27 protein-coding genes are annotated in these 26,309 nt (G+C 73.0%); 21 read left to right on the top strand and 6 right to left on the bottom strand.

The features are described from left to right. Positions 1–177 precede the first annotated feature (177 nt). The 7 genes from ACYP53_RS06930 to ACYP53_RS06900 all read left to right on the top strand — a co-directional run bounded on the left by ACYP53_RS06930 (position 178) and on the right by ACYP53_RS06900 (position 4,970). Entirely contained in the window at positions 178–471 is a 294-nt protein-coding gene (locus tag ACYP53_RS06930) for a MoaD/ThiS family protein (protein ID WP_459646915.1), read from the top strand. A gap of 5 nt (positions 472–476) precedes the next feature. Further along, positions 477–1,916: a hypothetical protein gene (locus tag ACYP53_RS06925; RefSeq protein WP_459646914.1), complete on the top strand. Its 1,440-nt coding sequence runs from the start codon at positions 477–479 to the stop codon at positions 1,914–1,916. Positions 1,917–2,121: 205 nt separating this feature from the next. Beyond that, positions 2,122–2,856 (top strand): LmeA family phospholipid-binding protein, encoded by a 735-nt coding sequence (locus ACYP53_RS06920; RefSeq protein ID WP_459646913.1) that lies wholly within the window; start codon positions 2,122–2,124, stop codon positions 2,854–2,856. Positions 2,857–3,107: 251 nt separating this feature from the next. After that, entirely contained in the window at positions 3,108–3,188 is an 81-nt protein-coding gene (locus ACYP53_RS06915; RefSeq protein WP_350517234.1) for an Ms5788A family Cys-rich leader peptide, read from the top strand. 234 nt (positions 3,189–3,422) lie between these two features. Next, on the top strand, positions 3,423–4,259 hold the full coding sequence (locus tag ACYP53_RS06910) for a sulfurtransferase (protein WP_189924809.1): 837 nt from the start codon (positions 3,423–3,425) through the stop codon (positions 4,257–4,259). Positions 4,260–4,299: 40 nt separating this feature from the next. Then, positions 4,300–4,590, top strand: coding sequence for a DUF1416 domain-containing protein (locus tag ACYP53_RS06905; RefSeq protein ID WP_030059605.1), 291 nt, complete (start codon positions 4,300–4,302; stop codon positions 4,588–4,590). 92 nt (positions 4,591–4,682) lie between these two features. Then, entirely contained in the window at positions 4,683–4,970 is a 288-nt protein-coding gene (locus ACYP53_RS06900) for a DUF3099 domain-containing protein (RefSeq protein WP_459646912.1), read from the top strand. Positions 4,971–4,988: 18 nt separating this feature from the next. Here ACYP53_RS06900 and ACYP53_RS06895 read toward each other — a convergent pair whose 3' ends face one another. After that, positions 4,989–5,351 (bottom strand): DsrE family protein, encoded by a 363-nt coding sequence (locus tag ACYP53_RS06895; RefSeq protein ID WP_189924813.1) that lies wholly within the window; start codon positions 5,349–5,351, stop codon positions 4,989–4,991. 368 nt (positions 5,352–5,719) lie between these two features. Between ACYP53_RS06895 and ACYP53_RS06890 the strand changes: the two genes are divergently transcribed. From ACYP53_RS06890 to ygfZ, 3 genes are all read left to right on the top strand, one after another. Beyond that, positions 5,720–6,304, top strand: coding sequence for a heme-binding beta-barrel domain-containing protein (locus tag ACYP53_RS06890; RefSeq protein WP_189924815.1), 585 nt, complete (start codon positions 5,720–5,722; stop codon positions 6,302–6,304). 115 nt (positions 6,305–6,419) lie between these two features. After that, on the top strand, positions 6,420–6,884 hold the full coding sequence (locus tag ACYP53_RS06885; protein ID WP_189924818.1) for a Fur family transcriptional regulator: 465 nt from the start codon (positions 6,420–6,422) through the stop codon (positions 6,882–6,884). 19 nt (positions 6,885–6,903) lie between these two features. Beyond that, positions 6,904–7,866, top strand: a complete 963-nt coding sequence (gene ygfZ / locus ACYP53_RS06880; RefSeq protein WP_459647958.1) for a CAF17-like 4Fe-4S cluster assembly/insertion protein YgfZ — start codon at positions 6,904–6,906, stop codon at positions 7,864–7,866. 176 nt (positions 7,867–8,042) lie between these two features. Here ygfZ and dtd read toward each other — a convergent pair whose 3' ends face one another. Further along, positions 8,043–8,483 (bottom strand): D-aminoacyl-tRNA deacylase, encoded by a 441-nt coding sequence (gene dtd / locus ACYP53_RS06875; protein WP_459646911.1) that lies wholly within the window; start codon positions 8,481–8,483, stop codon positions 8,043–8,045. A gap of 644 nt (positions 8,484–9,127) precedes the next feature. Here dtd and ACYP53_RS06870 point away from each other — a divergent pair. From ACYP53_RS06870 to ACYP53_RS06860, 3 genes are all read left to right on the top strand, one after another. After that, entirely contained in the window at positions 9,128–9,748 is a 621-nt protein-coding gene (locus tag ACYP53_RS06870; RefSeq protein ID WP_229929176.1) for an RsiG family protein, read from the top strand. Between the two features lie 75 nt (positions 9,749–9,823). Continuing rightward, on the top strand, positions 9,824–10,783 hold the full coding sequence (locus ACYP53_RS06865) for an asparaginase (protein ID WP_189924822.1): 960 nt from the start codon (positions 9,824–9,826) through the stop codon (positions 10,781–10,783). Positions 10,784–10,905: 122 nt separating this feature from the next. Further along, on the top strand, positions 10,906–11,115 hold the full coding sequence (locus tag ACYP53_RS06860; protein WP_189924824.1) for a dodecin: 210 nt from the start codon (positions 10,906–10,908) through the stop codon (positions 11,113–11,115). A gap of 76 nt (positions 11,116–11,191) precedes the next feature. On the opposite strand, the gene ACYP53_RS06855 is transcribed toward ACYP53_RS06860, so the two are convergent. Beyond that, positions 11,192–11,860 carry a biliverdin-producing heme oxygenase gene (locus tag ACYP53_RS06855; protein WP_459646910.1) on the bottom strand — a complete coding sequence of 223 codons (669 nt, stop codon included), beginning with the start codon at positions 11,858–11,860 and terminating at the stop codon, positions 11,192–11,194. 260 nt (positions 11,861–12,120) lie between these two features. Then, entirely contained in the window at positions 12,121–12,612 is a 492-nt protein-coding gene (locus ACYP53_RS06850; RefSeq protein ID WP_189924907.1) for an inorganic diphosphatase, read from the bottom strand. Positions 12,613–12,688: 76 nt separating this feature from the next. Between ACYP53_RS06850 and dacB the strand changes: the two genes are divergently transcribed. The 6 genes from dacB to folE all read left to right on the top strand — a co-directional run bounded on the left by dacB (position 12,689) and on the right by folE (position 20,986). Then, a complete protein-coding gene (dacB, locus tag ACYP53_RS06845) occupies positions 12,689–14,320 on the top strand; it encodes a D-alanyl-D-alanine carboxypeptidase/D-alanyl-D-alanine endopeptidase (protein ID WP_459646909.1) in 1,632 nt (543 codons plus the stop codon). 425 nt (positions 14,321–14,745) lie between these two features. Beyond that, on the top strand, positions 14,746–15,915 hold the full coding sequence (locus tag ACYP53_RS06840; RefSeq protein ID WP_189924831.1) for a zinc-dependent metalloprotease: 1,170 nt from the start codon (positions 14,746–14,748) through the stop codon (positions 15,913–15,915). A 321-nt stretch (positions 15,916–16,236) separates the two neighbouring features. Beyond that, entirely contained in the window at positions 16,237–17,364 is a 1,128-nt protein-coding gene (gene tilS / locus ACYP53_RS06835; protein WP_459646908.1) for a tRNA lysidine(34) synthetase TilS, read from the top strand. 71 nt (positions 17,365–17,435) lie between these two features. Then, on the top strand, positions 17,436–17,990 hold the full coding sequence (gene hpt, locus ACYP53_RS06830; protein ID WP_030059589.1) for a hypoxanthine phosphoribosyltransferase: 555 nt from the start codon (positions 17,436–17,438) through the stop codon (positions 17,988–17,990). Positions 17,991–18,217: 227 nt separating this feature from the next. Then, complete coding sequence (gene ftsH / locus ACYP53_RS06825) at positions 18,218–20,272, top strand: ATP-dependent zinc metalloprotease FtsH (protein ID WP_189924841.1); 2,055 nt, start codon at positions 18,218–18,220, stop codon at positions 20,270–20,272. Between the two features lie 108 nt (positions 20,273–20,380). Next, the gene (gene folE, locus ACYP53_RS06820) at positions 20,381–20,986 is read left to right on the top strand and encodes a GTP cyclohydrolase I FolE (RefSeq protein WP_189924843.1); all 606 of its coding nucleotides are present in this window, start codon (positions 20,381–20,383) and stop codon (positions 20,984–20,986) included. Positions 20,987–21,072: 86 nt separating this feature from the next. On the opposite strand, the gene ACYP53_RS06815 is transcribed toward folE, so the two are convergent. Both ACYP53_RS06815 and ACYP53_RS06810 read right to left on the bottom strand, forming a co-directional pair. Further along, positions 21,073–21,861, bottom strand: a complete 789-nt coding sequence (locus ACYP53_RS06815) for a ferritin-like domain-containing protein (RefSeq protein ID WP_189924845.1) — start codon at positions 21,859–21,861, stop codon at positions 21,073–21,075. A gap of 118 nt (positions 21,862–21,979) precedes the next feature. Then, on the bottom strand, positions 21,980–23,134 hold the full coding sequence (locus ACYP53_RS06810; protein ID WP_459646907.1) for an alpha/beta hydrolase: 1,155 nt from the start codon (positions 23,132–23,134) through the stop codon (positions 21,980–21,982). 379 nt (positions 23,135–23,513) lie between these two features. Between ACYP53_RS06810 and ACYP53_RS06805 the strand changes: the two genes are divergently transcribed. After that, a complete protein-coding gene (locus ACYP53_RS06805) occupies positions 23,514–25,355 on the top strand; it encodes a phosphatidylglycerol lysyltransferase domain-containing protein (RefSeq protein ID WP_189924849.1) in 1,842 nt (613 codons plus the stop codon). Between the two features lie 68 nt (positions 25,356–25,423). Continuing rightward, positions 25,424–26,296 carry a dihydropteroate synthase gene (folP, locus tag ACYP53_RS06800; protein ID WP_459646906.1) on the top strand — a complete coding sequence of 291 codons (873 nt, stop codon included), beginning with the start codon at positions 25,424–25,426 and terminating at the stop codon, positions 26,294–26,296. Positions 26,297–26,309: the final 13 nt, after the last annotated feature.

The following is a 26,309-nucleotide window of genomic DNA, read 5'->3' as shown; positions in this document are numbered from 1 at the left end:
GCCGCCCCGGGCCGGTCGGACCGGGGCGATTGCCGGTCGTGGCGGCGGACACGCCATCATGGGACGCACATCGGCGGCGCCGCGCGGGTCCATCGTTCGGGTGGTCGGGCGGCCGCCCCGAGGCGAGCCGGACCGGGGTACCGGGACCGGGCGAGGACGACGAGAAGGGGTGGCCCGATGGATGTGACCACCGAGCCCGCGAGCGGCGCCCGGGTGCGCGGGACGATCCGCTACTGGGCGGCGGCGAAGTCCGAGGCCGGGCTGGCCGAGGAGCCGTACGAGGCGGCGACCCTGGCGGAGGCGCTGGCGGCGGCCAAGGAGCGGCACGCCGACAAGCCGAAGCTCGTCCGGCTGCTCGGGCACAGCTCGTTCCTGGTCGACGGCGGCCAGGTGGGCGCCCGGGACCACGCGACCGTCGCCCTGACCGAGGGCGGGACGGTCGAGGTCCTCCCGCCGTTCGCGGGAGGCTGAGCGGCGTGACGGACATGAACAACCCGAACCGCGGCGGCCACGGCGAGTGGCCGCAGCAGAACCAGCAGAACCAGCAGAATCAGCCGTACCCCCAGCAGCCGCAGGCTCCGCAGGGGTACCCGCAGCACGCGCAGTACCCGCCGCAGCAGCCCGGGCAGCAGCAGTCGCCGTACGGCTACCCGGTGGACGACGCGGCGGCGACCACGGTGCTGCCGCCGGTCCCGGCCTTCGACGACGCGGACGCGACCGCCCTGCTGCCCCCGGTGCCCCCGCTGGGCGACGCCGAGGCCACCGCGCTGCTGCCGCCGGTGGTCCCCGGCGCGGTGCCGGGCGCCCCGCCCGCCGCGCCGCGGCACCAGCGGCCGGTCCAGCCGCCGTTCCGGCCGGAGGGGCAGCCGCAGGGGTATCCGCAGCCGCCGCAGGCTCCGCAGGGGCACCTTCAGCCGCAGGGGCAGCCGCAGTCGCAGGGCCACCTCCAGCCGCACGGCCAGCCGCAGCCGCAGGACCGGCCCCGCGCCCGGGCCCGGCACGCCGCCCCGGCGGCGCAGCCCGAGGCCGCGCCGCAGCCGGCGGAGGTCTTCGACCCGCCGACCATGACGCTCAAGCGCCCGCCCGTCCCCGGTGCAGCGGGCCCGGTCGGTCCGGCGGGCCCGGTGGGCGCTCCGCCGGTGCCGCCGTTCGCGGCCGTCCCGGCGCAGCCCGCGCCGTCCGCCGCGCCGCCCGCCGCCCCGCGCGGCCGGACCGGTTCGCCGATCATCGAACCCGGCCTGCAGCCGGCCCTGATCACGGCCGGCGCGGCCGCGCTGCTGGCCGGTGGTGCCGCGCTCGGGCAGGTGGCGCTGGCCCTGGTGGTCGCGCTGCTGCAGCTGCTGACGGCGGCCGGCTGGTTCCGGCTGAACGGCATGTGGCCGGCCCGTCAGGGCATCCTGCTCGCCGCGCTGGCCGGGTTCACCGCCGACGCGGCGGTGCTGCTGGCGGATTCCGACGGCGGCGTGGCGGCTGTGGTGGGCACCCTGGGCGGGTTCTTCCTGCTGGTCCTGGTGCTGCAGACGTTCCGTCCGTCGGACCCGAAGGAGCGGTTCTACGCGCTGACGGTGCTGGGCTCGGCCACCGTGGTGACGGCGCTGTGCACCACGTTGCTGGCGGCCGACTGGGTGCCGGCCGGGGTGGGCGCGGTCGCGCTGGCCACCCTGCTGGCCGCGGCGCCGCTGCCCGGCCCGAAGCAGCTGGGCCCGGTGCTCGGGCTGGTCGCGGCCGTGGCGCTGGGCCTGCTGGTGGGCGCTCCGGTGGCGCTGGGCGCGCTCGCCGGGCTGGGGGCGCTGGTCGGCCGCCGGGTCGCGGCGTACGACTGGCCGTCCCGCTTCGTGCACATGACGGCGGGCGTGGCGCTGCCGCTGGCGGTGGCCGCGCCGCTGATCTGGATCGCCACCGACCTGCTGGCCTGACCCCGCCGCACGCGGCGGCGCCCTTCCCGTACGACGTCCCGCCCCGGAACCATGCTCCGGGGCGGGACGTCGTACGGTCGTGCGGGAGCGGCCGGGGCCGGCGACCGCCGCAGGACGGCGGGCGGCAGCGGACGACAGTGAACGACTGAACGACAGCGGACGACCGAAAGAACGACCACAGCGACCGGCGACGACGGGGGAGACGATGCGCGGATGGCTGAAGGCCACGATCGGCCTGGTGGTGCTCTCCGGCCTCCTGGTGGGCGCCGACCGGATCGCGGTCGGCGTGGCCGAGGACGAGGCCGCCGACCGGATCGTGCAGAGCGGCCGGATGAGCCAGCGGCCGGACGTCTCGATCGAGGGCTTCCCGTTCCTCGCCCAGGTGCTGTCGATGAAGCTGGACGACGTCCGGATCTCCGCCGACGGCCTGACCGTCGGCGACGGCAGCCACCAGGTGGCGCTGCACTCGTTCAAGGCCAAGCTCGCCGGCGTCAAGGTCAGCGACAGCATGAACAGCGCCACGGTGGACAGCGGCACCGGCAGCGGGATCATCTCGTACCCGGACCTGGCGCAGCTGCTGCCGCCGGCCTCCCAGCTGCTGCACGGCACCAAGCTGCCGGTGGGCACCGGCACCAAGCTGAGTCTGTCGTACGGCGGGCCGGGCAAGGTGAAGGCCTCCCTGGGGCCGATCGCGATCGGTGAGGGCACCGTGCACAACGACGGGAACACCGTCACGGTGGACGGCTTCCGGCTGAGCTCCCTGGCGGGGATGGTCGCCGGGGTCACCAACCAGCAGATCGAGCCGATGAGCTTCACCCTCGACACGCTGCCGGCCGGGCTGAAGCTGGCCGCCAAGGACGGCGACAAGGACGGGGTGACGCCGCTGCCGGAGGGCCTCCAGCTGTCCTTCGACGGCAAGGGCGTCAAGCTCCTGGGCTGAGCCCCGCCGGGCGGCCGTGCCGGTCGGCCCGCCGCCGTGCTTCATACCGCCGAAACGTTCCGCTCCGCGAGACGCGCTGTCCAGCGCGGGCCGCGGAGCGGTGTCGTTTCCGCCCGCTCCGCGTCGCCGCGGGGCGGCCCGGCCGGGCTCAGCAGGCCGCGGTGGGGGCAAATCCCACCATGCGGATGTTTTGATCCCAGTATTCGATACGCTGATGACAGCAGGCCGTCGGTGTCCCTAGCATCGTCGGCATGAAGCGACAGACGGATCTCACGAAGCGGCGGGCGGTCGACCTGTGCCGCGTGGCCGCCTGTCTGTGTCGAATGCGCTGAATCGGCGCCCTGGCAGGGTAGTTGACGCCCGCCGCCGATCTCCCCGGTGACCGTTCCCGGCCGCATCAGCGGGTCGGCGCCGACCTCTTCCGCAGTTCCCCGCCCGGCCGCACCGGTCCATCCGTCCCGTCCCAGTATTCGGACAGGGATTCGGACCGTCCCCGCCCGGGTGCCCTGCAGCACCTCCTGAGCACCGCACCTTCCGCAAACCGCCCTCGGATGGAGAACATCACCATGAGCCGCAGCGACGTCCTGGTCGACGCCGACTGGGTCCAGGCCCGCCTGGACGACCCGAAGGTCGTCATCGTCGAGGTCGACGAGGACACCTCCGCGTACGACAAGAACCACATCCGCAACGCCGTCCGGATCGACTGGAAGAAGGACCTCCAGGACCCGGTCCGCCGCGACTTCATCGACCAGGCCGGGTTCGAGGCGCTGCTCAGCGCCAAGGGCATCGCCAACGACGACACCGTCGTCCTGTACGGCGGCAACAACAACTGGTTCGCCTCGTACGCCTACTGGTACTTCAAGCTGTACGGCCACGGCGACGTCCGCCTGCTGGACGGCGGCCGCAAGAAGTGGGAGCTGGACTCCCGCGACCTGGTCTCCGAGGTGCCGGCCCGCCCCGCCACCGAGTACACGGCCCAGCCCGCCGACTCGTCGATCCGCGCCTTCCGCGACGACGTGATCGCCGCCATCGGCACGCTCAACCTGGTCGACGTCCGCTCGCCCGACGAGTTCTCCGGCAAGCTGCTCGCCCCGGCCCACCTCCCGCAGGAGCAGTCGCAGCGCCCCGGCCACGTGCCGAGCGCCCGCAACATCCCGTGGGCCAAGAACGCCAACGACGACGGCACCTTCAAGAGCGACGACGAGCTCAAGGCGCTCTACGAGGCCGAGGGCGTCGACCTGGCGACGGACACCATCGCCTACTGCCGCATCGGCGAGCGCTCCGCGCTCACCTGGTTCGTGCTGCACGAGCTGCTCGGCCAGGAGAACGTCAAGAACTACGACGGCTCGTGGACCGAGTACGGCAGCCTCGTCGGCGTGCCGATCGAGCTCGGCAGCAACTGAGCCTCCGGCTCGACCCGTAAGTCAGAAGGGAAGTACAGACATGTGCGGTGCGAAGGCCGGCGGCCCGGACCTGGCAGGAGTTGACGTGGCGAACGAGACGATCATCCAGGGTTCGGTCACCCGGGACGGCGAGCCGGTCAACGGCTACGTCCGGCTGCTCGACGAGGGCGGCGAGTTCACGGCGGAGGTGCCCACCTCCGCGACCGGCCAGTTCCGGTTCTTCGCCCGCCCGGGCAAGTGGACCCTGCGCGCGCTGGTGCCGGGCCAGACCGTGGACCGTCAGGTGGTGGCCTCCCAGGGCACCGCCGTCGAGGTCGCGATCGCGGTCTGACCGACGGGTCGCGACCGGAGTCGGCGCCCGGTACGGACGATTCCCCCCGAGGGCCCCTGCCGAGCAGGGGCCCTCGGCCGTACCGTGGAGGGGTGCGGGCAAAGCGGCGGCGTCGCTACTACTTCGCCATGATGGGCGTGTGCCTGGGCCTGTTCGTCATGGCCTGGGGCGTGGTGCGGTTCTTCTCGGTCGGCGCGGCGATCGGCATGTGCGTGGTCGCGATGGTGATCCCGCCGGTCGCCGCGGTGTTCGTCAACAAGCGGGACCCGGACGACGACTGGTGGAACGACCCGCGCTGGGACGACCCGAAGTGGGACGAGCCCGGCCACGACCGGGACCGGCCCGACCGGGAGCGCCCCGACCACGATCAGCGTCCGTAGCCCCGGGGCGTCAGTACGTCAGTAGACGAGCGCCTGGACGCCGTCCGCCATGATCTCGCTGACGAAGACCTGCGCGCCCGCGATCCGGACACCCTCGACGGTGTCCTTCTGCTCGATCCCGCGCCGGGCCGCGCACTGGGTGCACAGCGTCACCGAGCCGGCCGCCAGGATCGACTCCAGCAGGTCCGGCAGCGGCGCCGCGTGCGGCAGTTCGAACTCGGCCGCCCGGCCCGGCAGCGCGAACCAGGAGGACTCGCCGGTCAGCCAGAGCGAGACCTCGATCCCGCTGGCGACGGCCACCGCCGCCACCGTGAACGCCTGCGAGCACCGCTCCGGCGCGTCCGCCCCTGCGGTGACCTTGATGACCAGTTTCTTCGGCATGGCGCCACCTTAGAGGTCCCGCCCTCCCCGCCGTCCGTCATCACGGGAACCCGCGGGCAAAGCTTGGGCAGCGTGGTGGCGCCCGGCGCGAACCGCGCCGCCCGGCGCGAACCGCGACGTGGTGGGGCTCACCGCGACCGGCCGGAGCCCGACGGATAGAGTGAGCGGAGCAAAATCCACCACACTGTCGCCGCCTGGGAGCCCCCCGTGTCCGGTCTGGAAATGTTCTTCGACGGTCTGCTGGCCCTCATGGCCGTGCTGATCACCTGGTTCGCCATCTTCTCGGTGATGAAGCTGTACCAGGGCCAGCGCTGAGCCTGCCGTACGGTTGAGGCAGCCCCACACCGACGACGACAGCGACCAGGAACATGATCGAGATCCCCTCTGACCTCCACAAGGACGTCGTGCCGCTCGCCTTCCTCCTCGGCACCTGGGAGGGCGCGGGCGTCTATGACTTCCCCGGCACGGAGAAGTGCAACTTCGGCCAGGAGATCGTGATCCGTCACGACGGCCGGCCCTTCCTCGAGTTCCGCTCCCGGACCTGGGTGCTGGACGACGAGGGCGAGAAGGTCCGCCCGCTGGAGAACGAGCACGCGTTCTGGCGCATCACCAGCAACCACGACGGCACCAGCGGCGCCCGCGGGATCGAGATCTCCTCCGTCCGCGACGACGGCACCGTCGAGATCTGGTACGGCGAGCTGGCCGACGGCAAGCCGCAGATCGACGTCTCCACCGACGCGGTGGCCCGGATCGAGGGCTCCCCGGAGTACTCGGGCGGCAAGCGGCTGTACGGCTTCGTCAGCGGCGAGCTGCTCTGGGTCGGCGAGAAGGCCGCCCCGAACGTGCCGCTGCGCCCGTACATGTCCGCGCAGCTGAAGAAGGTGCTCAGCCCGGCGCAGCTGATCAAGGACATCAACGACCTGCCGGACGACGGCATCGCCTTCTTCAAGTAGGAACGGCGAGTACGCACGGCTCAGGCGACAGCTCAGTCCGCGCAAGTGTAGGGACCGGCCGCGGGCCGGTCCCTACACTGGCATCAGGACCCCCGACTCTGGCAGGGACAGCACCGTGGCGGACACCGGCACCACCGACTGGCAGCTCTCCGGCGACTGGAAGAGTGATCTGCGCGAGCGCGGCTACCGCCTCACCCCGCAGCGGCAGCTCGTGCTGGAGGCCGTCGACGTGCTCGACCACGCCACCCCCGACGACATCCTCTGCCACGTCCGGCGGACCGCCAGCGGCATCAACATCTCCACCGTCTACCGGACCCTGGAGCTGCTGGAGGAGCTGGGCCTGGTCTCGCACGCCCACCTCGGCCACGGCGCCCCGACCTACCACCTGGCCGGCCGCCACCACCACCTGCACCTGGTCTGCCGGGACTGCGAGAAGGTCACCGAGACCGGCACCGAGATCGCCCAGCCGCTGATCGAGAGCCTGCGCGCGCAGCACGGCTTCGACACCGACCTCAAGCATTTCGCCATCTTCGGCCGCTGCGCCGACTGCACCGCCAAGCTCGCCGACGACCGGTCGTAAGCTGGCCGGTATGACCGGTGTGAAGAGCCCGCTGCTTGCCCTGCCCGGAGCCGTCCCCGCCGAGGGGGCCGACGAGGGCGTCGCCGCCCACTACGGCGACATCTTCCGCGAGCAACGCAACCTCGCGCAGGGCACCGGCTTCGTCGACCTCTCGCACCGCGGCGTGGTCACCGTCACCGGCGCGGACCGCCTCGCCTGGCTGCACCTGCTGCTCACCCAGCACGTCAGCGAGCTGCCCGCGCAGCAGGCCGCCGAGGCGCTGGTGCTCTCCCCGAACGGGCACGTCGAGCACGCGCTCTACCTGGTGGACGACGGCACCACCACCTGGGCGCACGTCGAGCCGGGCACCCAGGGCGCGCTGGTCGCCTACCTGGAGAGCATGAAGTTCTTCTACCGGGTGGAGGTCGCCGACGCGACCGCCGAGTACGCCGTGGTCCACCTGCCGGCCGGCTCCACCGGCTCGGTCGAGGGCGCCGCCGCCGTCCGTGAACTCCCGTACGGGCGCGACCTGTTCGTCCCGCGCGCCGACCTGGAGAAGCTCACCGCCGGATACGGCCCGGCCGCCGGCGTCTGGGCGTACGAGGCGCTGCGGATCGAGGGCCACCGGCCCCGGCTCGGCTTCGAGACCGACCACCGGACCATCCCGCACGAGGTGGACTGGCTGCGCACCGCCGTCCACCTGCAGAAGGGCTGCTACCGCGGCCAGGAGACCGTCGCCCGGGTGCACAACCTGGGCCGCCCGCCGCGCCGGCTGGTCTTCCTGCACCTGGACGGCACCGAGGAGACGCTGCCCGCGCACGGCACCGAGGTGCGGCTGGCCACGGACCCGGACGGGCGGGCGCTGGGCTTCGTGACCTCCTCGGCCCGGCACCACGAGCTGGGGCCGATCGCACTGGCGATCGTCAAGCGGAACGTCCCGGTGGACGCGGTGCTGCTGGCCGGGACGGTGCCGGGCACCCAGGACGTGATCGTCCCGCAGTAGCGCCGACGGCCGCCCTAGGGCGTGTCTGACAATTCCCGCCGGGCGCGCGACGCCGGGGCACGCACCTCGCCGCGTTGTCGTCGGTCGCCGATGCTCCGCATGGACTCCCTCCTCCGCCTTGCGATGCACGCACCCCAACGCCGCGCGCTGATCCGACGCGAATTGTCAGACACGCCCTAGACCTCGACGAGGACGGTGAACGGGCCGTCGTTCACCAGCGCCACCCGCATGTCGGCGCCGAACCGGCCCGTCTCCACCTTGGCGCCGAGCGCGCGCAGCTGGGCGACCACCTCGTCCACCAGCGGCTCGGCGACCGGGCCGGGGGCGGCGGCGTTCCAGGTGGGGCGGCGGCCCTTGCGGGCGTCGCCGTAGAGCGTGAACTGGCTGATCACCAGCAGCGGGGCGCCGAGGTCGGAGCAGCTCTGCTCGACGCCGTCCTCGTCCGCCGGGAGCAGGCGCAGCGTCCAGAGCTTGCGGGCCAGTTGGGCGGCCTTGGCGGGGGTGTCGTCGTGGGTGACGCCGACCAGGACGCAGAGCCCGGGCCCCTCGATCGCGCCGACGGTCTCACCGGCCACGGTCACCCGGGCCTCGCTCACTCGCTGCACCACTGCTCGCATGCGGCCATTGTGCCGGAGCGCCGTACGGCCGCCGGAGGGCCCCCGGGGCCGTCCACCCGGCCGCGGGCCGACGCCCCTCGGACGCCCTTCCGCGGCCTTCGCGGGGCCCTCGCGCGGCCCTCGCCCGGCCCTCTTGCGGGGCTTGCGGCGGCGCCGTCACGCCCCCCGTCCGTCCCGTCGCGTCCCCCACGTGCGTCACAGGGGTTGTCCCAGGGCGCACGGGAGGGGCGCGCGCTGGGGTGGCGCACGCCGTGACGTGGGCGCCTGCGCGGGTTGGGGCGCCACTCTTCCTGCGGAAAGGGCCGGTCATATCAGCCACCCCCGTTCGCCAGGGGGCCGTTCGGGTGCACGGGCGGTGCGCCCGCGCCGGGCGGGGTGGCACGCTGGGGGACCGTACGAAGGGTCCGGGGCGCCATGAGGTCCGCCGCGCCGGGCCCGGGTTCGGCCGGGCGGTCGAGCCGGTGGGTCAGGTGTTCTGGTGGTGTCGCCCCGACGGGTGGTCACGGCCGGGGAACGGAACCTCCGGGGGGCTCCCGGGCGTGCCGACGGACGGAACGCCGAGCCCGTCGGGGGGACGGGCCGGCCGGCGGCAGGGACGGAGTGCCGCGAGCGGGCGGGATCGGACGACGGCAGGTGGTTGGGTGATGGACGCGAGCAGCGCGGCGCGGGACCGGTCCGGGCAGGTGGCGCGGGCCCCCGGGAGCCCGGGCGGGCCGGTGGCGGGCGTGCCGGGCGAGCCCGATCTGGAAGGGCTGGGCCTGGACCAGCTGCGGGTGCTGCGCCGGGAGACCCTGGAGCAGGAGGCCGACCTCTCCTACCTGCGGCGGCTGCTGCACGGGCGGATGGACATCCTGCGCGCCGAACTCGACCGGCGCCCCGGTGTGGGCCCGGTCCGCACGGCCGGCGTGCCCGGCCCCGACCCGGTCCCCGGCGACCTGCTGGACCGGCTGCCCGCCATCCTGACCGACGCGCCCTCCACCGTGCGGCGCTCGGCCCGGCACGTCACCCTGGGCCCGCCGCGCACCCTGGAGTCCCGGCTGGAGGCGGACGCGCTGATGGGCGACGTCCAGCTCGCCGACCTGGCCGCGCACCCGGCCGAGGAGCTGCTGGCCGCGCTGGAGCGGCTGCGGGCGCACGAGCGGGAGGTCTCCGGACGGCGCCAGCGGCTGCTGCGCACCGCCGACGGTTGCAATGCCGAGATCACCCGCAGGTACCGTGATGGGGAAGCACGGGTCGACGACCTGCTCGCAGGGGGGCCGCTCTGACCGGGTGAGTCGCCGTGGGCGGGTGGGGCCCGGCTCACTCCTCGGCTCACCCCCGCCCCGGAAGGCTCAACCCCGATGTCCCAGCTCGCCACCGCGCCCGTCCTCGCCGAGGTCATACGATCCGGCTTCGTCGAGGGCCACCACCACGGCTCCCTGGTGCTGCTCGCCGCCGACGGCTCGGTCGAGTTCGCGCTGGGCGACCCGGACGCGCCGGTCTTCCCCCGGTCGACCGCCAAGCCGTTCCAGGCGGTGGCGACGCTGCGGGCCGGGCTGGAGTTGGAGGGGGAGCTGCTGGCGCTGGCGGCCTCCAGTCACTCTGCAGAATCGTTTCACCTCGCCGGTGTGCGGGCCATCCTCGGCTCCGCCGGCCTCGACGAGTCGGCCCTGCGCACCCCGGCCGACCTGCCGCTGGACGAGACCGAGGCGGAGCTGCTGCTCGTCGCCGGCGGCCGCCGCGCCCCGATCCTGATGGACTGCTCAGGCAAGCACGCCGGCTGGCTGGCGGCCTGCGTCGCCAACGGCTGGGACACCGCGAGCTACCTCGACCCGGCCCACCCGATCCAGCGACTGGCCCGCGAGGCCCTGGAGGAGGGCACCGGCGAGACCCCCGCGCACGCCGGGGTGGACGGCTGCGGCGCCCCGCTGCTGGCCGTATCGCTGACCGGCCTGGCCCGCGCCTACCGCGGCCTGGTGCTGGCCGCCGAGGGCTCCGCGCCGCGCCGGGTCGCCGACGCGATGCGCGCCCACCCCGAGTACGTGGCCGGCACCCGCCGCGCGGACACCTGGCTGATGCGGGCCCTGCCGGGCGCGCTGTCCAAGATGGGCGCCGAGGCCGTCCAGGTGGTGGCGCTGCCGGACGGCCGCGCGCTGGCCTTCAAGATCGACGACGGTGGCGAGCGGGCCCGCGGCCCGGTGCTGGCGGCCGCCCTGCGCCGGCTCGGGGTGACCGGGGCGGACGAGACCGTCGACCGGATCGGCGCGGCCCCGCTGCTGGGCGGCGGTGCGCCGGTCGGCGGGGTGCGGGCGGCGTTCTAGGGCCCCCGCCCGCGGCCCCCTCGCCCCCTGTACGGCGGTCGGCGGGCGCCCGTCGGGGTGCGGGCGGCGCGGGGGCGGTGCACGGTGGACCGGGGGCCGTCGCACAGCTGAGGGAGTCCGCCATGAGCGACCACGTGTACCGGGTGACCGAGATCGTCGGGTCCTCGACCGAGAGCATCGACGCCGCGATCCGCAACGGGGTGGAGCGGGCCGCGCAGACGCTGCGCAACCTCGACTGGTTCGAGGTGTCGCAGGTCCGGGGCCATCTGGAGGACGGCCGGGTCAAGCACTTCCAGGTCTGCATGAAGGTCGGCTTCCGGCTGGAGGACTGACCCCGGTGAGCCGCGTTCCGGCAGCCCCGGCGGGCCGATCGCTCGCCGGGGCCGGTCCCGTCGCCGCGCCGGGCCGCTACGCGCTCAGCGGGTGGCGGGCGTCCAGGTCGCGGAAGACCGCGCCGTTGAGCACGAACGCCCGCTTGCACTCCTCGACCACCCGGCGCCGCTCGACCTCGTCCATCGCCGCGCCCGCCGCGTCCAGCTTGGCCCGGTATTCGCGCTTGAAGGCGGCCGGGTTGTCGACCTCCTCGAAGACGTAGAACCGAACGCCGTCGCCCTTGCGGGCGAATCCCCAGGTCTTCTCCGCCACGCCCCGGATGATCTGGCCGCCCGACAGGTCGCCCAGGTAGCGGGTGTAGTGGTGCGCGATGTACCCGGCGGGCCACTCGACGGCCAGCTCCTCCACCCGGGCGACGTACGCGGCGGTGGCGGGCAGCGGTGCCAGGCCGTCCCGCCAGTCGGGGCCGCGCAGGTGCGCCAGGTCGCGCTCGATGGCGGCGGTGCGCAGCAGTGCCCGGTCGACGAAGGGGCCGGTCAGCGGGTGTTCCGCGAGCTGTCCGGCGCGGCTCTCCAGGGCCCGGTAGACGTGCCAGAGCTGGCCGGTGAGGTCGGCGTACGCCTCGATCCCGAGCCGGCCGTTCAGCAGGTGGCTCATGAACGAGGAGTGCTCGGCGGCCTCGTGCTCCTCGCTGCTGGCGGTGCGGAGCACGGTGGAGAACGGGACGGGCCCGGGCGCGGTCATGCGGCCTCCAGTGATCGGCTGCGGCCGGGTCGGATCCGGCCCCGACGTTGTGGTTAGCCTAACCTAACTTCACGTCATGCCGACAGTCTGTCGGCAACCTGTGCCGCCAGTGTGCCCCGACCGCTCCGCCCCCGGCCGGCGGACCGCCCGGCCCCGGGAACGGCAGAGGCCGAGGCCCGCGGACGAATCCGCGAACCCCGGCCCCAGGCTGTCCCGACCTACCTCGAACTACCCTGATCGAACGAGATCGGAACGACGGCTCAGTGGCCGCCCTGCTCCGCCAGGCGCTTGATCGAAGCGGTGACCTCGGCCTCGGCCTCGACACGGCCGACCCAGTTGGCACCCTCGACGGACTTGCCGGGCTCCAGGTCCTTGTAGACCTCGAAGAAGTGCTGGATCTCCAGGCGGTCGAACTCCGACACGTGGTGGATGTCGCGCAGGTGCTCCCAGCGCGGGTCCGTCGCCGGGACGCAGAGCAGCTTGTCGTCGCCGCCGGCCTCGTCGGTCATGTGGAACATGCCGATGGCGCGGCACTTGATGAGGCAGCCCGGGAAGGTCGGCTCGTCAAGGATGACCAGGGCGTCCAGCGGGTCGCCGTCCTCGCCGAGCGTGCCCTCCACGTAGCCGTAGTCGGCCGGGTAGCGGGTCGAGGTGAAGAGCATCCGGTCGAGCCGCAGACGACCGGTCTCGTGGTCGACCTCGTACTTGTTACGAGAGCCCTTCGGGATTTCGATAAGGACGTCGAACTCCAACGGTTCCTCCAAGGTAGGGACTGACAGAATCCAAGTGTCTCCTACGGGAGTGAGTGCTCGGGAAAGGGGCCGGTCGGTGGGAGCAGGGGGAGGCGCGGCTCGCCGCCGCCGGGGGACGGCCGCCGGGCTGTTCGGTGCGGCATTGCTGGTCGCCGGAACGGTCCTGACCTCGGGCGGTGCGTACGCGCAGCCCTCCCCGCCCCCGGGCGGGCACAGCGCCGGGCAGGGCGAGGACGAGGACCGCGACGGCCAGGGCGGCCAGGGCGGCCAGGGCGGCCACGAGGGCAAGAAGGGCGAGCACGGGAAGAACGGCCCGAAGGCCGGGTCGGGCGAGAGCCCCGGCACCACGCCCACCCGCCGCTCCGGAGCGCCCGCCGCCACCCCCGGCGCCGGCGGTGCCGCGTCCGCCGCGCGCCCGGCCCCCGCGCAGGGCGCCGTCCTGGCCGCCGCCGAGGACGGCCCGCAGGCCGCCGTCCCCACCACGCAGGGCCTCCAGCAGGCCCTCGCCGCCGCCCTCGCGGACCGCGGCCTCGGAGACGTCACCTACGCCGTCGCGGACGCCGCCGGCGGCCAACTCCTGTACGGCTCCGGGGAGAACACCGCGGCCACCCCCGCCTCCACCACCAAGCTGGCCACCTCGGTCGCGGCCCTGTCCCTGATCCCCGGTGACACCCGGCTGACCACCAAGGTGGTCCGCGGTGCCGCTCCGGGCACGATCACCCTGGTCGGCGGCGGCGACCCGACGCTCACCGCACTGCCCGCCGACCAGGTGCAGATCGGCGGACAGCCCGCCGACGCCGACACCGCCCCAGCCTCCCTGGAGGCCCTCGCCCGGCAGACCGCCGACACCCTCACCGCGGCCGGCACCAGCTCGGTCAAGCTCGACTACGACCTGTCGATGTACGCGGGCAACCCGCGGCACAAGAACCACGACGGTGAGAACATCGCCCTGGTCGTCCCGCTGATGGTGGACGAGGCCAAGGTGGACCCGAAGAGCCGAGCGGACGCGCCGGCCCGCGTCACCGACCCGGCCCTCGCCGCCGCCGAGGCCTTCGCCGGCCTGCTCAAGGCCCGGGGCATCACCGTGGAGGGCGGGGCCAAGCCCACCGAGGCCCCGGCCGCCGCCGACGCGCCCGTCCTCGGCCGGGTCGACTCGCCCACGCTCGGTCGGCTGGTCGAGCGCCTGCTGACCACCTCCGACAACCAGCTCGCCGAGGCGATCGCCCGTCAGGTCGCGCTCGCCGCGCACCAGCCGGCCTCCTTCGAGGGGGCGGCCGCCGCCGTCACCCAGGAGCTCGTCCGACTCGGCGTGCCGATGGGCGACGTGGTCCTCAACGACGGCAGCGGACTGCACCGGGACAACCTGATCCCGCCCGTCGTCCTGGTCCGGCTGCTCTCCCTGGCCGCCTCCGAGCAGCACCCCGCCCTGCGCCCGGTCCTCACCGGCCTCCCGGTCGCCGGCTTCACCGGCACCCTCGGCAAGCGCTACGGCTCCGCCTCCGGCGCGGCCGCCGCGGCCGGCCTGATCCGCGCCAAGACCGGCACCCTGAGCGGCGTCAACACCCTTGCCGGCACCGTCGTCGACGCCGACGGGCGCCTCCTGGCCTTCGCCGTCATGACCCGCACCCCCGACACCGCCCCCGCCGACACCACCCGCGCCGCCATGGACCGCATCGCCGCCCGCCTCGCCACCTGCGGCTGCCACTGACTCCGTCTGCCTCGGTGCCCCGGGAGACTCCTGTCCGGGCCGGGGTCTCGGCGGCCGTCGGGCCTGCGGAGGCCTGGCCGGGCCTCGCGGGCTCGTCTGGGTTCGCCCGGTTCGGATGACTCCTGTCCGGGCCGGGGTCGGCCGGTGGGGATCGTCATCCGGCCGCCGCCTGTGGGCGTACCCGGAGGGCTTCGCGCCGGGCACCGAGTGGCCTGTGCGGGAGGCGCCGATCGGCCCCTGTGGCGCAGGGCGCGGGGTGTCCCTCGCGGGTGTGCCGGTCGGCTGGTGCGGAGCGTCATCCGGCCGCCGCCGCAGCCGAGTTGCCGGGTGCGCGGGGTCGCCGCCGGGGTGTGCCGGGGGGTCGGGGCGGAGGTGTTCGCGGCGGGTGGCTGCCGTAGGTGGTGGGGAGCACGTACGGTGAGGGCATGACGAGCGCGAGCGGCGGTGCTGACATGGTCGACTGGAATCTCGCGGTCGCAACCGCGACCAGGCTGGTTCGGCCGGGGCCCGAGGTGAGCCGGGAGGAAGCGGCGGCGGTGGTCGCCGAGCTGCGCCGGCACGCCCTGGAGGCGGAGGAGCACGTACGGGCGTTCACCGGCATGCAGTCGTCGAGCCTGGCGCAGGCCGCGGCGACGCCGGTGCTGGTGGTGGACCGCCCCGGCTGGGTGCGGGCCAACGTGGCGGGTTTCCGCACGGTCGTCCAGCCGCTGGTGGAGAAGTTGCAGGCGCGCCGGGCGAACAGCGCGGCGGCCGGCGTGTTCGGCACGGTGGGGGAGAAGGCCACCGGTATCGAGGTGGGGGCGCTGCTGGCGTTCCTGTCGACCAAGGTGCTGGGCCAGTACGAGACCTTCGCCCCGGCGGAGCCCTCGCTGGAGGCCCCGGACAGTCCGGCGGCGCTGTTCGACAAGCCGCGGCTGGGGCCGGAGGGCCCGGGGCCGGGCCGGCTGCTGCTGGTGGCGCCGAACATCGTGCACGTCGAGCGGGAACTGGACGTCGACCCGTCCGACTTCCGGCTCTGGGTCTGCCTGCACGAGGAGACGCACCGGACGCAGTTCACCGCGGTGCCGTGGCTGCGTGACCACATCCAGTCCGAGGTGCAGTCCTTCCTCTCCGAGACGGACGTCGACCCGGGCGCGCTGCTGGACCGGCTGCGGGACGCGGCGGGTTCGCTCGGCGGGCTGCCGGGCCTCGGCGGCCGGGAGGGTTCCTCGTCGAACCTGATGGAGATCGTCCAGTCGCCCGCCCAGCGCGAGATCCTCGGTCGGCTGACGGCGGTGATGTCGCTGCTGGAGGGTCACGCGGACGTGGTGATGGACGGCGTCGGCCCGGCCGTGGTGCCGACGGTCGCGGAGATCCGGGAGAAGTTCCAGCAGCGCCGGGACCGCGGCGCGAACCGGCTGGACCTGCTGCTGCGCCGGCTGCTGGGCATGGACGCCAAGCTGCGCCAGTACCAGGACGGCGCGGTGTTCGTGCGCGGGGTGGTGGCGCAGGTCGGCATGGAGGGGTTCAACCGGGTGTGGACCTCCCCGAACACCCTGCCGACCAAGGAGGAGATCCACGACCCGGCCGCCTGGGTCGCCCGGGTGGCGCGCTGAGCGCCCGTTCGTGACGCCGTGACGCCGTGACGCCGCGAAACCGGGGCGCTGCGGCCTCGTGACGCCCCGAGCCGGGCGGCAAGCGGCGCGGGGCGGTCAAACCCGCTCGTACGAGTGGTCCAATCGGGCATATCGCGAGTGAAGAAGCGTTTCTTCATTCACCCGAACGTGGGACGGTGGTCGTACCGGTGGCGCGGGTGGCGTAGCGGGTGGCTCCTTTCTGCCACCATCTGTGAGCGCCCGGTAACAGGGCGCTCACGCAGGTGCGCGGTCAACGCCGCCCGCCGCAGTCCTGTCCCCTCCGTCGAGGAGTCGTCCGCCGTGGGCCCTCACCCCGCTGTCGCCGCGATACGCCTGGCCGTTCGCCGCACGCTCACCGACCTCGCCGCCGAGGCCGGTTCCACCTTCACCGCGCCGGTGCGCGAACCCCGTGAGCGTCCGGCCGGGGCGCCGCTGGTCGGTGCCGCCGTCGGCACCACCCTGATCGGCAACGCCGCGCGCCACCCGTCCGGTCTGCCCCGCACCCCGGCCGCGCCCGGCTCGCCGCTGGTCCTGGTCGCCGTCAGCGGCGGCGCGGACTCGATGGCGCTGGCCATCGCCGCCGCCTTCGAGGCCCCCAAGATCGGCCTGCGGGTCGGTGCCGTCACCGTCGACCACGGCCTGCAGCCCGGCTCCGCCGAGCGCGCCGACCAGGTGGCCGAACGGCTGCGCTCGCTCGGCCTCGACCCGGTCGAGGCGGTCCCGGTGCGCGTCGGCCGCGCCGGCGGCCCGGAGGCGGCCGCCCGGGACGCCCGCTACGCCGCCCTGGACGAGGCCGCCGAGCGGCTCGGTGCGATCGCCGTCCTGCTCGGCCACACCCGGGACGACCAGGCCGAGACCGTGCTGCTGGGCCTGGCCCGCGGCTCGGGCGCCCGCTCGCTGGCGGGGATGCCGGCCCAGAAGGGCCGCTACCGCCGTCCGCTGCTGGAGCTCGACCGGGCCGCCACCCGGCAGGCCTGCTCCGCCCAGTCGATCCCGGTCTGGGACGACCCGCACAACTGTGATCCCGCCTACACCCGCTCCCGGGTCCGCCACGAGGTGCTGCCGGTGCTGGAGAAGCACCTGGGCGGCGGAGTGGTCGAGGCGCTGGCCCGCACCGCCCGGCTGTTCCGCGACGACGCCGACGCCCTCGACCAGTGGGCCTCTCTGGCCGAACGCGACCTCCGTACGGGGGAAGGCGCCCTGGACGCCGCGAAACTGGCCGAACTGCCGCCGGCCGTACGCCGCCGGGTGCTGCGCCGGGCGGCGCTGCGCGCGGGCTGCCCGGCCGGGGACCTGTTCGCCCGGCACCTGGAGACCATCGACCTGCTGGTCACCGGATGGCGCGGCCAGGGGCCGCTGCACCTACCCGGGGGCGTCGAGGCCACCCGCAGGTGTGGCACGCTGGTCTTTCGGCGGCAGGGCGACTGACGGGCTAGGCATGCCCCGGGGTGGCCGGCCGCCGGCCACAAAGACCCCGAACGTTTGAGGACGTATCCCCGGTGGACCAGAACGACATGGGCGCTGACCTCGCGAAGGTGCTCATCAGCAAGGACGAGATCGACGCCAAGCTCCTGGAGCTGGCCGAGCGCATCGACCGGGACTACGCAGGCAAGGACCTGCTGATCGTCGGCGTCCTCAAGGGTGCCGTGATGGTCATGGCCGACCTCGCCCGTGCCCTGCACTCGCAGGTCACCATGGACTGGATGGCCGTCTCCTCGTACGGGATGGGCACCAAGTCCTCCGGTGTGGTCCGGATCCTCAAGGACCTGGACACCGACATCGCCGGCCGTGACGTCCTGATCGTCGAGGACATCATCGACTCCGGCCTGACCCTGTCCTGGCTGCTGGGCAACCTGGGCTCGCGCGGTCCGGCCTCGCTCGAGGTCTGCACCCTGCTGCGCAAGCCGGACGCGGCCAAGGTCGAGATCGACGTGAAGTACGTCGGGTTCGACATTCCGAACGAGTTCGTGGTCGGCTACGGCCTGGACTACGCGGAGAAGCTGCGTAACCTGCCCTTCATCGGTACCCTCGCCCCGCACGTCTACGGCGGCTGAGGGACCCGTTCGGGCTATGGGCGGGAACAGTAGACCGTTCCCGCCCGTTGGACCGGGGGGACAAAGAACCGAAACCGTGTCGCCGTGCTCCCGCCATGGGCGGGTCCGACTGCGGTACGGTCCAATAAACCGCTCTTCACATGAGCAACCGACCGGACGCGCCGCGGCCTTCAGCCACACGGCGCCGTTGAGTGGCAGGAGGGACGGGGCGGCAACGCCCCGCATGGATGGACGTCAAGCGATACTTCCGTGCGCCGATCATGTGGATCGTGCTGGCCGTCCTCGCCGTCATCGTACTTATGCAGGTCGTTTCGGACTCGAACGGCTACAAGACGGTGGACACCGGCCAGGTCGTGGCGGCGATCGACGCGCACAACGTCAAGTCGGCGCAGATCACCACCGGTGACTCGAACACGATCAAGATCCAGCTGAAGGACGGCGCAACGCTGCCCAACGCCGGTACGGGCAAGACCCCGTCCGGCACCAAGTTCCAGGCCTCCTACATCGGCGACCAGGGTGTCGCGATCGCCGACAAGCTGCAGGCCCAGATCAACGACAAGGACTCGAGCACGCTCGCCGAGGGCTACACCGTCAGCCCGGAGAAGCAGAGCACCTTCGTCAGCCTGCTGCTGTCGATGCTGCCGATCGTGATCATCGTCCTGGTCTTCCTGTTCCTGATGAACCAGATGCAGGGCGGCGGCTCCCGCGTCATGCAGTTCGGCAAGTCCAAGGCCAAGCTGCTGACCAAGGACACCCCCAAGACCACCTTCTCCGACGTCGCCGGCGCGGACGAGGCGGTCGAGGAGCTCCACGAGATCAAGGAGTTCCTGCAGGAGCCGGCCAAGTTCCAGGCCGTCGGCGCCAAGATCCCCAAGGGTGTGCTGCTCTACGGCCCGCCCGGGACCGGCAAGACCCTGCTGGCGCGTGCCGTCGCGGGCGAGGCCGGGGTGCCGTTCTACTCCATCTCCGGCTCCGACTTCGTCGAGATGTTCGTCGGTGTCGGCGCCAGCCGGGTCCGCGACCTCTTCGAGCAGGCCAAGGCGAACGCCCCGGCGATCGTCTTCGTCGACGAGATCGACGCCGTCGGCCGGCACCGCGGTGCGGGTCTGGGCGGCGGTCACGACGAGCGCGAGCAGACCCTCAACCAGCTGCTGGTCGAGATGGACGGCTTCGACGTCAAGGGCGGCGTGATCCTGATCGCCGCGACCAACCGCCCCGACATCCTGGACCCGGCGCTGCTGCGCCCGGGCCGTTTCGACCGCCAGATCGCGGTGGAGCGCCCCGACCTCCAGGGCCGGCTGGACATCCTCAAGGTGCACCAGAAGGGCAAGCCGATCGCGCCCGACGTCGACCTCTCGGCCGTCGCCAAGCGCACCCCCGGCTTCACCGGTGCCGATCTGTCGAACGTCCTCAACGAGGCGGCGCTGCTGACCGCCCGGTCGGACAAGAAGCTGATCGACAACAACATCCTGGACGAGGCGATCGACCGCGTCGTGGCCGGTCCGCAGAAGCGCACGCGGATCATGTCCGACAAGGAGAAGAAGATCACCGCGTACCACGAGGGCGGTCACGCCCTGGTCGCGGCGGCCTGCCAGTACAGCGACCCGGTGCACAAGATCACGATCCTGTCCCGCGGCCGCGCCCTCGGCTACACCATGGTGCTGCCGGAGGAGGACAAGTACTCCACCACCCGCAACGAGATGCTCGACCAGCTCGCCTACATGCTGGGCGGGCGCGCGGCGGAGGAGCTGGTCTTCCACGACCCGACCACCGGTGCCTCGAACGACATCGAGAAGGCCACCGCCACGGCGCGGGCCATGGTCACCCAGTACGGCATGACCGAGCGTCTGGGCGCGATCAAGTTCGGCTCCGACAACGCGGAGCCGTTCCTGGGCCGTGAGATGGGCCACCAGCGCGACTACTCGGAAGAGGTCGCCGCGCTGGTCGACGAAGAGGTCAAGAAGCTCATCGAGAGCGCGCACAACGAGGCCTGGGAGATCCTGGTCGAGAACCGCGACGTGCTCGACAACCTGGTCCTGGAGCTCCTGGAGAAGGAGACCCTGAACAAGGAGCAGATCGCCGAGATCTTCGCGCCGATCGTCAAGCGCCCGGCCCGGCCGGCCTGGACGGGTTCCACCCGTCGTACGCCGTCCACCCGGCCTCCGGTGCAGTCCCCCAAGGAGCTCGCGCTCACCAACGGCGCCGCCGCCGGTGACACCGCTCCGATGGACGTCGTGAAGCTCCCGCCGCTGCCGGCCACCGAGCCGCCGGTCGAGGGCTGACCCCCGGTCCCGTAGGGAATGGTTGCCGCGTCACCAGGGTTTGTACCCTGGAGGCGCGGCATCCGTGCTGTTCAGCCAGAGTCTTCACACATCTAAGCGAGGCCCCGCATGATCGACCCGGTGACGCTCGACGGTCCGCCCGCCGTCGGGTTCTTCGACCAGAAGCGGGCCGAGAACGCCATCCGCGAGCTGCTGCTCGCCGTCGGGGAGGACCCGGACCGGGAGGGCCTGCTGGAGACCCCGGCCCGGGTGGCGCGTGCCTACAAGGAGATATTCGCGGGCCTGTGGCAGGAGCCCGAGGACGTCCTCACCACCACCTTCGACCTCGGCCACGACGAGATGGTGCTGGTCAAGGACATCGAGCTGACCTCGGTCTGCGAGCACCACCTGGTGCCGTTCCGCGGCGTGGCCCACGTCGGGTACATCCCGTCCCCCAGCGGCAAGATCACCGGGCTGTCGAAGCTCGCCCGGCTGGTCGACGTGTACGCCCGCCGGCCGCAGGTGCAGGAACGGTTGACCAGCCAGGTCGCCGACGCGCTGATGCGGATCCTGGAGCCGCGCGGGGCGATCGTCGTGGTCGAGTGCGAGCACATGTGCATGTCGATGCGCGGCATCCGCAAGCCCGGCGCCAAGACCATCACCTCGTGCGTGCGCGGCCAGCTGCGCGACCCGGCCACCCGGGCCGAGGCGATGAGCCTCATCATCGGCCGCTAGCGGCACCCGGCGGCACCGCTCGACGGCGGCACCGGTCGACGGCGGCTCCCGGCCGCCGAACGGCCGGGAGCCGCGGGCAGGACTCCTCAGGGCACCTCGGTCTTCGCGTGCGGCGGAGCCGGGGTGCCCATTGCGTTGCGGCGCTCGGGCATCCGCAGCGTGACCATCCGGCGCCAGCCGAATGCGCGGTCGTACAGGTAGAGCGCGTGCACCCCGAACGTGACCACGGCGAGCTGCCAGCGCGGCCAGCGCAGGATCCGGGCCATCCGGGCGGTGACGGCGAGGCCGACGTCCCGGTGGGTGCGGATCTCGCCGCGGGCGCTGGTCTCCAGGGTGTGCCGGATGTACGGGCCGTGGCCCTGGGCCCGCAGCCGCAGCAGCTCCTCGTGGCAGTACGCGAGGTGGTTGTCCTCGTCGGCGGAGATCATCCGCATCGCCCGGCCGAGCTCGGGGTTGTCCCCGTACACCTTGACCAGCTGGCGCATCTGCTCGGCGGCGCGCTGCTCGGTGACCCGGCTGTGCGCGAGGTAGGTGATGATCTCGCGCTCGGTCAGCGGCACGTCGCTGTTCAGCCGCTCGTGGGAGAGGCCGACACCCTGGCGCTCCAGCAGCATGCAGTAGTCGGCGTCGTCCGGGACGGGCACCTTGGGCAGGCCGCGCTTGTTCAGCAGCTGGGTGAAGATCCGGCCGTGCTTGCGCTCGTCGGCGCCGTGCCGGGCGACCTTCGGCGCGAGCACCGGGTCCGGGGTGAGGGCGGTGATTCGCTCGTTCTCCCAGCCGCCCTGGTCCTCGCCACCGGCCGCGATGCTGCAGAACAGCTGGTACGCCTGGTCGTTCCGGTAGATCTCGTTGAAGAGCGATCTGGTGCTCAGCACGGCGCCTCCTGCGCGGATCCGGGGCGGCGCCCGCCGGGAGTGGCGGGCGGACGGCCGCGATACGTTCCCCCGGGCCCGCGACCGGGCGGGCCGACCGGCGGGTAATCACCCGCACGCGTTAGCCGAGGTGGGTGCCCAGCCATTCGAGGGTGGCCGGCAGCTCCTTGGTCCAGCTGTCGAAGTTGTGCCCGCCGTCGTCCAGGTAGAGCGAGTCGACCTTGAACTGCGGGTTGGCCGCCGAGACCTTGGCGGCCTGGTCGACGAACTGGACGGTCTGCGGGAAGTCGCCCTCCGTCCGGGTGGAGACCACCAGCAGGTTGAGCGGCGGGACCGGCAGGTTCTGCAAGCGCCAGCCGAGGTCGTGCTGCTGGGCCAGCGCCTTGTCGCCGTTGAAGAGATCGCCGCCGGTGTAGTTGTCCTGGCGCACGGTGAAGTCGCCGTGCAGGCTCGCCGCGCCGCCGAAGACGCCGGGGAACCGCATCGCCAGCCGCAGCGCGCAGCTGCCGCCGGTGGAGTAACCGAACGCGGCCCAGGAGCCGGCCGTACGGCCGACCCGGTAGGCGGACCGGACGGCCTCGGGCACGTCCTTGGCGAACCAGGTCTCGGTGCGCGGCCCGCCGGGGACGTCCACGCACTCGGTGTCCCGGGACGGCACCACTGTCGGGCGGGCCATCACCAGGACGGTCGGTGGCATCTTGCCGGTGTGCATGAGGTCGATCGCGGACTGTCCGAACGGCAGTTCCTTGAGCAGGTTGACCGTCGTGCCCGGGTAGCCGGCGATGGCCAGCAGGACCGGGAAACGGATCAGGGCGAACTTCGGGTCGAAGTACTCGGGCGGCAGGTAGACGAACATCTGGTCGGACAGGCCCGACTCCTGGCCGCTGACCCGGACCGACTCGACCTTGCCGACCTCCTCGGGCGGCCCCTTCGGCAGGTTGGTGACCGTCTCCAGGCCGCCTTCGCCGGTGGGCTGGAGCAGCGCGTCGGTGACCGGGGTGCCGCCCTTGTGGTTCTCGTTGCTGGTCAGCGCGAGCTTGGTGCCGCTGGTTCCGAGCAGGTCGTCCCAGGACGTGTAGAACCCGAAAGAGTTGTTCACCGCGAGCGCGAGCACCGCCACGATGGAGGCTTGAACGACCGTCAGCAGGCCGATCCGGCCGAGCACCGGCAGGGGGCGCTGCCGCGCCAGCCGGGGCCAGATCCACAGGGTGGTGACCAGCGCCGCGGCGCCGAGTGCGAGCAGCGAGTTCACCAGCGCGTCGCTGGTCAGTTCCATGCCGTCGGCCTTCCGGTGGGACACTGTCGGTGCAGGCTTCATCGTCTGGCGGTCCGTCAGGCGGGGCCACCGCGGCTAGGCTGTCCGGGCGCTCGGGCGGAGGCCGGAGGGCGGGGGGAGGTCGCAGGCAACCGGCACCCTAGAATGCGGCGTCCACCGTACGTAAAGCGTCCCGGAGGGTCTTGCCGCGCCACGCTGCGGCGATCCCCAGGCTCCCACCGCCGGCTCAACCCGCAGCGCGTCCACGGTCCCGGTTTACCGACCGTTTCCGGGTCCTTGGTATGCGCATTGCCTGATGAAGGAATAGGCATGAAGGTCCATCACGCGTCCTCCCCCGGAGGGACGGGACACCCCACCGCAGCCTCTACGCTGAGCTTCCATGAGCGTTCCCGTGTCCGTTGAGCCGAGCCCCGAGCAGCCGCCGCGCCGTCGTCGCGGCCTGCAGACGCTGCGCACCCAGGCGGCCGCTGTTCCGAGGGCGTGGCTCCCCGGCGCGGTCGGCTACGCCTGTCTGCTGATCGGGCTGGTGGACATCGCCAGCGCGGTGTTCCCCAAGCTCCGGCACACCAAGATGCACACCTTCGCCGGGCAGCTCCCGGGCGGGACCACCAGCCTGGCCGCGGTCGGCACGCTGATGGTCGGCATCCTGCTGGTGCCGCTGGCCCACGCGCTGCGCCGGCGCAAGCGGCGGGCCTGGCGGGCGGTGTGCGTGCTGCTGCCGGTCGGCGCGGCGCTGCACATCGTGCGCTGGCACCAGGTCGGCCCGGCGGTCGTCTCGCTGCTCGTCCTCGCCGTGATGCTGGTCCACCAGCGCGAGTTCTACGCCAAGGCCGACCCGCGCACCCGCTGGCGGGCCGTGGTCAACCTGGTCGTCATGGGCCTCCTCAGCGTGCTGCTCGGCCTGCTGATCGTGAGCACCCGCACCAAGTACGAGATCGGCCACCCGGGCCTGAGCGAGCGCCTGCAGCACGTCGGCTACGGACTCCTCGGCTTCGAGGGCCCGGTCCGCTACACCAACGTGCGGATGTCCGACCTGGTCGCCTACCTGCTCGGCGGGCTCGGCCTGCTGACCGCCTTCACCACCGCCTACCTGGCGCTGCGCCCGGGCAAGCCGAAGCCCGAGCTCACCGAGGAGGACGAGGCGAAGGTCCGCGAGCTGCTGGCGCGGCACGGCGAGCGCGACTCGCTGGGCTACTTCGCGCTGCGCCGCGACAAGAGCGTGCTGTTCTCGCCCACCGGCAAGGCCGCGATCTCCTACCGGGTGGTCTCCGGCGTGATGCTCGCCTCCGGTGACCCGGTCGGCGACGTCGAGGCCTGGCCGGGCGCGATCAAGGTGTTCATGGCCGAGGCCCGCGAGCACGCCTGGGTGCCGGCCGTGATGGGCTGCAGCGAGGTCGGCGGCGAGGTCTGGACCCGCGAGGCGGGCCTGGACGCGCTGGAGCTGGGCGACGAGGCGATCGTCGACACCTCCACCTTCTCGCTCTCCGGCCGGGCCATGCGCAACGTCCGCCAGATGGTCAAGCGCATCGAGCGCAACGGCTACTCCTGCAAGGTGCGCCGGGTCTCCGAGCTCACCGCGGAGGAGAAGTACCGGATCGCCGACGCCGCCGCCCGCTGGCGCGGCACCGACACCGAGCGCGGCTTCTCGATGGCGCTGGGCCGCTTCGGCGACCCGCTGGACGACGACTGCGTCGTGGTCACCGCGCACAAGGACCCGGAGGAGGGCGAGAGCGGCGACGACCTGAAGGCCGTGCTGCACTTCGTGCCCTGGGGGCCGGACGGCATCTCGCTGGAGCTGATGCGCCGCGACCGCGCCGCCGACCCGGGCCTGAACGAGCTGCTGATCGTCGCCGCCCTGCAGGCGGTGGGCGCCATGGGCATCCGCCGGGTGTCGCTCAACTTCGCGATGTTCCGCTCGGCGCTGGCCCGCGGCGAGCGGATCGGCGCCGGCCCGGTGCTGCGCGCCTGGCGCGGACTGCTGGTCTTCCTGTCGCGCTGGTTCCAGATCGAGTCGCTGTACAAGTTCAACGCCAAGTTCCAGCCCGAGTGGGAGCCGCGCTTCCTGGTCTTCCCGAACACCCGGGACCTGCCGCGGATCGGCTTCGCCGCGATGCAGGCGGAGGCCTTCATCACGCTCGGCATGCCGCGCTTCGGCCGCAAGCGCCAGCGCGAGGGCCTGATGCCGGTGCCGTCGACCCGCGAGGTCACCGAGGCCGCCTGAGGCACCGGAGCTCCGAAACGGGCCCCCGCCGGGAATCCCCGGCGGGGGCCCCGTTCGATAATGGGCGCATGAGCGAAACGCCGTCCTTCACCCTGCCGGCCGGTCTGCCGCGGCTCGAGCGCTGCGCCGTGATGGGCGTGGTCAACGTCACGCCCGACTCCTTCTCGGACGGCGGGCTCTGGCACGACCCCGCCAAGGCGATCGCGCACGGGCTCGCCCTGCGCGCCCGCGGCGCGGACCTGGTGGACGTCGGTGGCGAGTCCACCCGGCCGGGCTCGCAGCGGGTGCCCGAGGAGGAGGAGCTGCGCCGGGTGATCCCGGTGGTGCGCGAGCTCGCCGACGCCGGGGTGATGGTCTCGGTGGACACCATGCGCGCCTCGGTCGCCGAGCGGGCCGTGGAGGCCGGCGCCGTGGTCGTCAACGACGTCTCCGGCGGCCTGGCCGACCCGGCGATGGCCCGGGTGGTCGCCGAGACCGGCGCGCCCTTCGTGGTGATGCACTGGCGCGGGCAGTCCGCCGACATGGACGCGCTGGCCGTCTACGACGACGTGGTGCGGGACGTGGTCGCCGAGCTGACCGCCAGGGTGGACGCGCTGCTGGCCGCCGGGGTCAAGGAGGACCAGCTGATCCTCGACCCGGGGCTCGGCTTCGCCAAGACCCCCGAGCACAACTGGGCGCTGCTCGGCCGGCTGGACGCGCTCACCGCGCTCGGCCGTCCCGTCCTCGTGGCGGCTTCGCGCAAGCGGTTCCTGGGTACGCTGCTCGCCGACCCGGCAACCGGGGAACTGCGCCCGGCCCGGGAGCGCGACGACGCGACGGCCGCGGTGTCGGTGCTGTCGGCCCGGGCCGGAGCCTGGGCGGTGCGGGTGCACGACGTGTCCGGCACGGCGGACGCCGTCCGGGTGGTCGCGGCTTGGCAGCGCGCGGCGCGGCAGGGGTGAGGGAGGGTCTGTG

This window comes from Kitasatospora sp. Ki12, assembly GCF_054601375.1.
Note: the sequence above shows the minus strand (reverse complement) of the source record. Positions and strands in the feature narration are given on the sequence as shown.

Coding starts and splice junctions, on each gene's coding strand:
- ACYP53_RS06840 (WP_189924831.1), top strand. CDS start 14,746: ATGACGAGCGCGAGCGGCGGTGCTGACATGGTCGACTGGAATCTCGCG.
- ACYP53_RS06855 (WP_459646910.1), bottom strand. CDS start 11,860: ATGACCGCGCCCGGGCCCGTCCCGTTCTCCACCGTGCTCCGCACCGCC.
- ACYP53_RS06805 (WP_189924849.1), top strand. CDS start 23,514: ATGAGCGTTCCCGTGTCCGTTGAGCCGAGCCCCGAGCAGCCGCCGCGC.
- ACYP53_RS06895 (WP_189924813.1), bottom strand. CDS start 5,351: ATGCCGAAGAAACTGGTCATCAAGGTCACCGCAGGGGCGGACGCGCCG.
- ACYP53_RS06920 (WP_459646913.1), top strand. CDS start 2,122: ATGCGCGGATGGCTGAAGGCCACGATCGGCCTGGTGGTGCTCTCCGGC.
- ACYP53_RS06865 (WP_189924822.1), top strand. CDS start 9,824: ATGTCCCAGCTCGCCACCGCGCCCGTCCTCGCCGAGGTCATACGATCC.
- folE (WP_189924843.1), top strand. CDS start 20,381: ATGATCGACCCGGTGACGCTCGACGGTCCGCCCGCCGTCGGGTTCTTC.
- ACYP53_RS06915 (WP_350517234.1), top strand. CDS start 3,108: ATGAAGCGACAGACGGATCTCACGAAGCGGCGGGCGGTCGACCTGTGC.
- ftsH (WP_189924841.1), top strand. CDS start 18,218: ATGGACGTCAAGCGATACTTCCGTGCGCCGATCATGTGGATCGTGCTG.
- ACYP53_RS06810 (WP_459646907.1), bottom strand. CDS start 23,134: ATGGAACTGACCAGCGACGCGCTGGTGAACTCGCTGCTCGCACTCGGC.
- ACYP53_RS06860 (WP_189924824.1), top strand. CDS start 10,906: ATGAGCGACCACGTGTACCGGGTGACCGAGATCGTCGGGTCCTCGACC.
- ACYP53_RS06890 (WP_189924815.1), top strand. CDS start 5,720: ATGATCGAGATCCCCTCTGACCTCCACAAGGACGTCGTGCCGCTCGCC.
- folP (WP_459646906.1), top strand. CDS start 25,424: ATGAGCGAAACGCCGTCCTTCACCCTGCCGGCCGGTCTGCCGCGGCTC.
- ACYP53_RS06930 (WP_459646915.1), top strand. CDS start 178: ATGGATGTGACCACCGAGCCCGCGAGCGGCGCCCGGGTGCGCGGGACG.
- ACYP53_RS06910 (WP_189924809.1), top strand. CDS start 3,423: ATGAGCCGCAGCGACGTCCTGGTCGACGCCGACTGGGTCCAGGCCCGC.
- ACYP53_RS06870 (WP_229929176.1), top strand. CDS start 9,128: ATGGACGCGAGCAGCGCGGCGCGGGACCGGTCCGGGCAGGTGGCGCGG.
- dtd (WP_459646911.1), bottom strand. CDS start 8,483: ATGCGAGCAGTGGTGCAGCGAGTGAGCGAGGCCCGGGTGACCGTGGCC.
- ACYP53_RS06905 (WP_030059605.1), top strand. CDS start 4,300: ATGTGCGGTGCGAAGGCCGGCGGCCCGGACCTGGCAGGAGTTGACGTG.